The 6,298-nt window shown below is 68.8% G+C and carries 6 protein-coding genes and 1 pseudogene; 5 read left to right on the top strand and 2 right to left on the bottom strand.

The features are described from left to right. The first annotated feature begins 1,184 nt into the window (after positions 1-1,184). On the top strand, positions 1,185-1,577 hold the full coding sequence (locus tag VQ02_RS28675; RefSeq protein ID WP_048447656.1) for a hypothetical protein: 393 nt from the start codon (positions 1,185-1,187) through the stop codon (positions 1,575-1,577). Continuing rightward, entirely contained in the window at positions 1,574-2,473 is a 900-nt protein-coding gene (locus VQ02_RS39525) for a DUF6036 family nucleotidyltransferase (RefSeq protein ID WP_245239884.1), read from the top strand. The genes VQ02_RS28675 and VQ02_RS39525 overlap by 4 nt, the downstream gene beginning before the upstream one ends. 67 nt (positions 2,474-2,540) lie before the next feature. On the opposite strand, the gene VQ02_RS28660 is transcribed toward VQ02_RS39525, so the two are convergent. Together VQ02_RS28660 and VQ02_RS28655 are read right to left on the bottom strand one after the other, a co-directional pair. Continuing rightward, positions 2,541-3,191, bottom strand: coding sequence for an NrsF family protein (locus VQ02_RS28660; protein WP_048447655.1), 651 nt, complete (start codon positions 3,189-3,191; stop codon positions 2,541-2,543). Beyond that, positions 3,188-3,742 (bottom strand): sigma-70 family RNA polymerase sigma factor, encoded by a 555-nt coding sequence (locus VQ02_RS28655; protein WP_209437079.1) that lies wholly within the window; start codon positions 3,740-3,742, stop codon positions 3,188-3,190. The genes VQ02_RS28660 and VQ02_RS28655 overlap by 4 nt, the downstream gene beginning before the upstream one ends. Positions 3,743-4,189: 447 nt before the next feature. Between VQ02_RS28655 and VQ02_RS28650 the strand changes: the two genes are divergently transcribed. The 3 genes and pseudogenes from VQ02_RS28650 to VQ02_RS38815 all read left to right on the top strand — a co-directional run. Beyond that, positions 4,190-4,423 carry a hypothetical protein gene (locus VQ02_RS28650; protein ID WP_048447653.1) on the top strand — a complete coding sequence of 78 codons (234 nt, stop codon included), beginning with the start codon at positions 4,190-4,192 and terminating at the stop codon, positions 4,421-4,423. A 339-nt stretch (positions 4,424-4,762) separates the two neighbouring features. Then, positions 4,763-5,134: a DUF305 domain-containing protein gene (locus tag VQ02_RS28645; protein WP_048447652.1), complete on the top strand. Its 372-nt coding sequence runs from the start codon at positions 4,763-4,765 to the stop codon at positions 5,132-5,134. Between the two features lie 666 nt (positions 5,135-5,800). Next, positions 5,801-6,298, top strand: a pseudogene (locus VQ02_RS38815) (hypothetical protein); the annotation flags it as partial.

Genomic DNA, 6,298 nt, shown 5'->3' with positions numbered 1-6,298 from the left:
TGAGTAAGAGTCAGGGCATAATAGGCGTCGTACTAGGTTTCTGTCAGCAAGAAGACGGTATGGATGATTTCGGAGTGTCGCGAGGGCTCGGAGATGTATAGAAGCAACAGGCCACGGGGTGCGACCGCGGTCGGGGGGGCTCAGGAGCCGCAGTGGGGAGGGGGGGCCTGCGGGGCTGCGGCCAAATTCGGCGGGGTATGGTCCTGCCGAACTGGCAAGGGGGCTGGGGCGACCGGATCGCTGCCCACGGCCGGGGTGGGCGGAATCCCCGGCATGATCTTCGCGGCGCACGTCGCGGCGAAGGGGCAGGCTTTGGTGTCGCGGCAGTCCGGGTTCGAGGGCTCGGGATCGCAACACGGCATGTCGTCGGGCATCGGTGCGACGTTTGGCGTCGCGACGCTGTCCGGTTGGTTCGCCACGTCCCAGTGGACGGTCCCGCCCGGAAGGGCGCGCGCCTGCGCGGGGGCGACGGACGCCCCTGCGACAAGGCCGAGCACGGCGAGAGCCGTGAGCAGGCGCGCTATGGCGGATCGGATCGACATCCGTTCCCAGGATCCCACTGTTCGGGGGCTTTGCCTAGCCCCGGACGCGCCGGGCTCGCGGCAAGCCCGACGAATACAAGTTCGCGGGCGCAGCCCCGCAAGTTACAGCCGTCTCCGCGACCTGCGTGACGGTGGTCAGAACGCGGGTCCGCCCGAAGTGGTGCCGAGGTTCTGGGCCGCGGCGGGGCGCTCGGGGAACTGGGCATTCCCGCGCGTGCTGCTCCTCAGGTCCCGTCCTTGGGCATCGCGCCCCTCCCAAACGCGCCCGAGGCTCCCCGTCGCCTCGGGCGCGGCTCCCGTCGCGCCTTCCAGGACGCTCCAGCCCGCCGAAGGAACGGCCTCGCCGGGCACCCTCGGGTGCGCCCCAGCGCCGCCTGCCATGAGGGTGGAGGCCACCAAGGTCGCAAGGATGTACTTCATCGTATGCTCCATCGTCGTTCGCGTATGCCTTCACGGCGCCGCTACCGACGACTTCGGGACCCGCGGATGATGCGTTACAGAGGACCTGTGCGGGGACCCGCGTCCGCGGCGAACCAAGGCCTCGTGGAAGTCGAACCGGGCCTCGATTCCGACGTTGTCGGGTTCCCGGGTGTCGGGCATAATGCCCACGGTCCGAAACACGAGTGGCTTCAGAGGCATCCCGTGCGTCCCGAGGTGAACAGGGAAGTCGTGAACGATCGTGCCAAGCTGATGATCCATCGGCTCGTGGCGCGTCGGCTCGCGCACGATCCGGGCATCCTCGATAGCGCCAAGATGGCTGTCATGCGGCTTGAGGCGGACTACCCCGAGCGCACCTTCGTATCCGAATGGCGCGAGATCCTCGGGCAGCCACCCGGGACGATCCGGCAACTCCTCACCCGACGGGACGAAGGCATGCAGCGGCTTCGGCTCTCCTCGCCGTTCCTGGAAGGGGAGGGCGTGTCGTTCGTGCGCGACCCGAACGTCCGGAAGCGGATCTGGCGCCTTGCACGCAAAGGGGCGGCCGCCCAACGGGCGACGCATGCCGGTCGCCAAGGCTTCTCCGCCCCGGCGTGAAACGTCCCCTCGAGATCAGGACAGTCGCGGACCTGGACCGCACCGCCCGTTCACTGGCGTTGCACTTCAAGACCCGCACCGTGGTGGTCGTCGGCAGCCAGGGCATCCTCGTGGGCTGGCCCGGCGCGCCGGTCACGATGTGCATGTCGCCCGAGATCGACGCCTATCCTGCCAACGCCCGGGCCTGGGAGGCCGCCCAGGACGACGACCTCGCGGAGGCATCCGAGGAGATCTCCGTCTTCTTCGGCGAGGGCTCGCTCTTCCACACGGCGCACGGTTTCTACATCGACGGCGTCGACGACCGCACCGCCCGCCTGCCGCCTTCGTGGCCCTCGCGCGCGGTGGTCCGGGAGGTGAGGGGCCATGGCACGGCGACCGTGACGGTGGTGGCTCCCGGGCCGGAGGACCTGATCGTTTCCAAGCTCGCCCGCCTCGCCGACAAGGACAGGGACTACATCGCGGCCTACCACCGGGCCCGGCCTCTCGACCTTGCCGTCATCGAGGCCCGCGTGGCGGAATGCGGGTTCGAGGAGCCCCTGGCACGGCGTGCGCTCGCCTTCCTCGCCGGCCTTCCCGCGCCCCCCGAGAGCACGCTCGCCGGACCCGTGCCGACAGCGGCTGTCGTGCCGTCCCATCCCGCCGGGACGCACTGCGCCTTCGTCATGGACGAGGGGCGTTCGGTTTCGATCCGCGCCTGGAACGAAGCGGCCGGGCTCTACGATGTCCTCGACAATCCTCTCGGCCCGGCCGTCGTGGCGCAGGACGGAACGAGCGCCTTCCTGATCGACGGGAAGGCGCTGCCGCGGGAGGTGTGGGACACACATCCGCGCGTCCGCGCCGCGCGACGAGGTGACCTCTCCGGGTACCCGCGACCGGACTGGGTACCCCCGGACTGACCCGCATCCCTCGAAGACCGCGACGCGACTGGAGTGGTCCGGCCCCGAGCGGGCGGCCCGATCCGCCTCACCAGCGCAGCAGGCGAGGCCCGAGAAGCGCGCCCGCCAGCGTGCAAAGGGCGATCGTGCCGCCGTACCAAACCGCCACGAACGGTACGGTGTCGTCCATGCAGTGGATCGCGTAGCCCATCGCGCTCACGCCTCCCGACGCAAGCCCCACCAGGGCTCCGGCCCGGACGAGGTCCGTCGGTGCGCCAAACTTCCGGACCGCCCACGTCAGGGTCGCGAAGGGGACCACCGCAATCACCGGGATGGAGACGAGGCATTCGAGCCACATCTGGCCGGTGAGCATGGTCCCCCAATGGGCCGGGGGCGCGCTGGCGAGACTGAGGGCGGCGAGGACCATGACCGCCGCGAATGGCAGGGCCGCAATCCCGAGGTGCACCCTCCTCTCGCCCCCGGGGCGAGCGATGCGGCCCAGGTAGCGCAAGGCCAGGCTTCCGACGGCGAGGGCGAAGGCCAGCTTGGCCAGCAGGAAGGTGAGTGCCCGCCCTTCGCCCAAGTCCGGCCGGACGCCCAACGCGAGGAGGGCCAGGCAAAGCGCCCCGGCAGCCCCGGCCGCGGCCCAAAGCGCGATCCGCCTCGGCATGTTGGGAGACTTGGCAGGCTCGCTGGCGAAGCTCGCGCCGAGCAAGCCAATGAGTTCGTCGGTCTTCATCCCCGTTTGCCTCCTGCCAAGGCGGCCATCGCCTTCAACCCGCGATGGACGCTGACCTTGATGGCCGATTCCGACATGCCGGAGCGCGTCGCTGCCTCGGCCACGCTCAGGCCTTCCACCTTCATGGCCCGGATCGCCTGCTGCATCTTGCCCGGAAGGCGACCAAGCAGGCGCTCGATGTCGAGCGTGCTCTCGACTGCGGCGTGGTCGTCGCGCGCGACCAGTTCCCCCGCGTCCTCGACAGGTACGTCGGCGAGCGAAGCGCGCGTACGCCTCAAGTGGTCGATGAGCTTGTAGCGGGCGATGGCGTAGAGCCAGGGCGTGACCGGCTGGCCGACATCGTAGGTGTGCTGTCGGGTGTGAACCGCCATCAGCGTCTCCTGGACGAGATCCTCCGCTTCCGGCGCCGCGCGTCCGGAGCGGGCGAGCTTGCCCTTGAAGTAGGCCCTCAGGTGCGGACCGAGCCGCTCCAGAAACGCCCGGTAATCCGCCGCACTTCCGGCCAGGCCGGACGACAGCAATGCCCGCAACTCGTTTTCCTGACTGATCAAGAGGCCTCTCTCGGCCGACCCGCGGACATCGCGTCCGACCCGGCGATTGAACACGTCACCGCGGCACGCGTCGCGACCGATCCGAGCCTGCAGGCCCGGGACAAGCGTCCAGCGGCCCGAGCAGCCTAGGGACGCCAGCGCCCTGCCGACCCGGGCACAGACGGAGTGGCTGGACGACAGGAGCCCTCGCGGTCGTCCGGCCGCCCAGCTCGAACGGAATGCCCGCCAGGAGCAATCCGTAGGAAACGGGCGACTGGTTACAGGACCCCACACTCTCACCCGTTCGGCCAGCCGAGCGGCCCCCAACCCCTGCTGTCGGCAAGCCCTGGCACTTCGTTCGGAACGCCCGCGAAGACGAAAAAATGACCATATACCCCCGGATCGTATCAGAGGCCAGGCGCGTTCCTCAGTCCTCCGAGCGAAGATGGAGGTGAGGAGATGTCGAGAGTGTTGCAGATCGGGGTTCTCGTGCTCGTCGCGGCCGCATTCGGGTCCGCGGCAGGTCCGGCGCGAGCGCTCGACGAAGTCGGGGCCGCGCATGCCGACCGCCACGGCGCGGAGACCCACGGACACGTCATCGAGCACAGGAAGACGCGAGGTCACCATGGCGAAGCGGGCCATCGAGAGGAGCATCGCGAGGTCGTGCACGAGGGCGGCCATCACGGCGAAGGGCGTCACTGACCCGGGAAGCCAAAACCGACCGACCGCGATCTCGCCCCACCGCATGGGGCTTTCCCGGCGACGGGCACTCCGCCAAACACAGGCGAGATGTCCATCGGCGGGTGCACCCCGCCCGGACCAGGCGGGGCGCTCGCCGGAAGCGCAGCGGTCCCACAGCATCGCCCCGGGACCGCGGCTGCCTTGCGCGGGTGGCCAGCCAGGCACGCCGTCCGGCCGGGCATCGGAAGAGATCGGGCTCGGCAGGGACCCGGACCGCATGAAAAAAGCGCGACGGAACGGCGAACCCGGCCCATTCCAGCCTATTATACCCCAGTGGGGTAAGCGAAGAGAGAGGACCGAATGAAGGCTGCGAGAACTGCACTCCTTGCCATGGCGATCATGGCTTCCGGCGCAACGCCGTTGCTTGCCCAAGGCGGCCACGGCACGTCCATGTCCGGCATGGACATGAAGAACATGGGGCCTCTGCAGAAGGGCTCCATGGAGGCCATGGAAAAGATGAACAAGGCGATGATGCAGGGAATGATGGATCCCGACCCCGATCTCGCCTGGATGAAGGGCATGGCGGCGCACCACCAGGGCGCGGTGGACATGTCCGAGGCCGCCATCAAGCACTCCAAGGACGAGACGGTCGTCAAGGAAGCCCGGAAGACGAAGGAGGAAAACGAGAAGAGTCTGCGCGAAATCCAGGCCAAGATCCGGAAGGAGAGATAAATTCTTCAACCCTTTGCTCGGCATCGGGCCACGGACTGGTCGGGGCATTGCCCCGACGGCTCGGCAGCCAGGATGCCGGGCCGGCCGTCTCCGACTAGCGCAATAGCGCCAACAAGATCCACCGCGTGCAGCGCGATCTCTCGAGGTTTGCGGACGGTTGGAGGGCGAGCGTCCGGGGCGTTCGTCCGCGTCGGCGCGCCAGGGATTGCTGGCATCCGAGTACGTCCGGACCAGGTGGACCCGCCGAACCGCCTCTCCCTGCAGCCGAAAGCATTCACGGACGCGGCAGAAGGTCGGGAGCGGCTGGGCGGCGTCGCAGGGCGCTGCGAGTCGGGTGCGACCATGCCTCGGCCGTTCGGCTTGCTTCCCGCAGCTCCTTCTCGACGCTCCATACGAGGAAGGGCCGCCTGCTGCCCTTGCATCCAGGCTCGCGTGCTGGATGCGGCGCTTGCCACGTCTTGAGCTTGGACGGCACCGAGCTTCGTAGGCGGGCTCCCGGCGGACACCCGCCTTGCAATCGGCTTCAGGAACGGACCGCCTTCTGCCGGAGGCGTCGGCGCTCCATCGATCCGCCAACCACCCTGGCACTCCGGTGGCACTCCGGCGGGACCCTTGCCGTCGCCAGCCGCCCAGGCCGCAGGCGCAAGCACTCGCGCGCGGCGTGATATGGCCACGTCGCGGGCCGCCGAGAACCGCGTCAAGACGAAGCCCGACCGAAGACCGGACGTCCGTCGTCCGCCGCGCGAGTACGACCTGTGGCCGATTTCCAACAGCGCCGCGGACCAATCCGGGCTCATCTCAAATCAAAGTGCTCGTGCGTTGCCGGTCCAGTCCATCCGTGCGACGATTGCACCGGTTTCGCATAGGGTCACACGGTCCTTGGCACGTCTTCGCGCAGTGGTGTTCGCCGTTCTGGCGATGGCCGTGGCCATCGCCCCGGCAGTGCCGTGCACGATGAAGCGGCACGCCGCCGCCGACCACCTGGTGGTTTCCCTCAAGGCGTCCGAGCCCCACGCGCACCATCGTCATCATCATGCGCGTGCGGACAACGACGATGCGTCGTCCGGGGTCTCCCTTCAAGCGGAGCACGGAGACGCCACGCTCTCCGGTCCGGGTGCCGCGGCAGACGCCTCCACCGGCCTTGGCCAGCAGCAGTCTCCTGGC

Origin of the sequence: Methylobacterium variabile (genome assembly GCF_001043975.1) — a bacterium.
Lineage (GTDB): Bacteria > Pseudomonadota > Alphaproteobacteria > Rhizobiales > Beijerinckiaceae > Methylobacterium > Methylobacterium variabile.
This window is presented reverse-complemented; position numbering and strand designations above follow the sequence as displayed.

Coding starts and splice junctions, on each gene's coding strand:
- VQ02_RS28660 (WP_048447655.1), bottom strand. CDS start 3,191: ATGAAGACCGACGAACTCATTGGCTTGCTCGGCGCGAGCTTCGCCAGC.
- VQ02_RS28645 (WP_048447652.1), top strand. CDS start 4,763: ATGAAGGCTGCGAGAACTGCACTCCTTGCCATGGCGATCATGGCTTCC.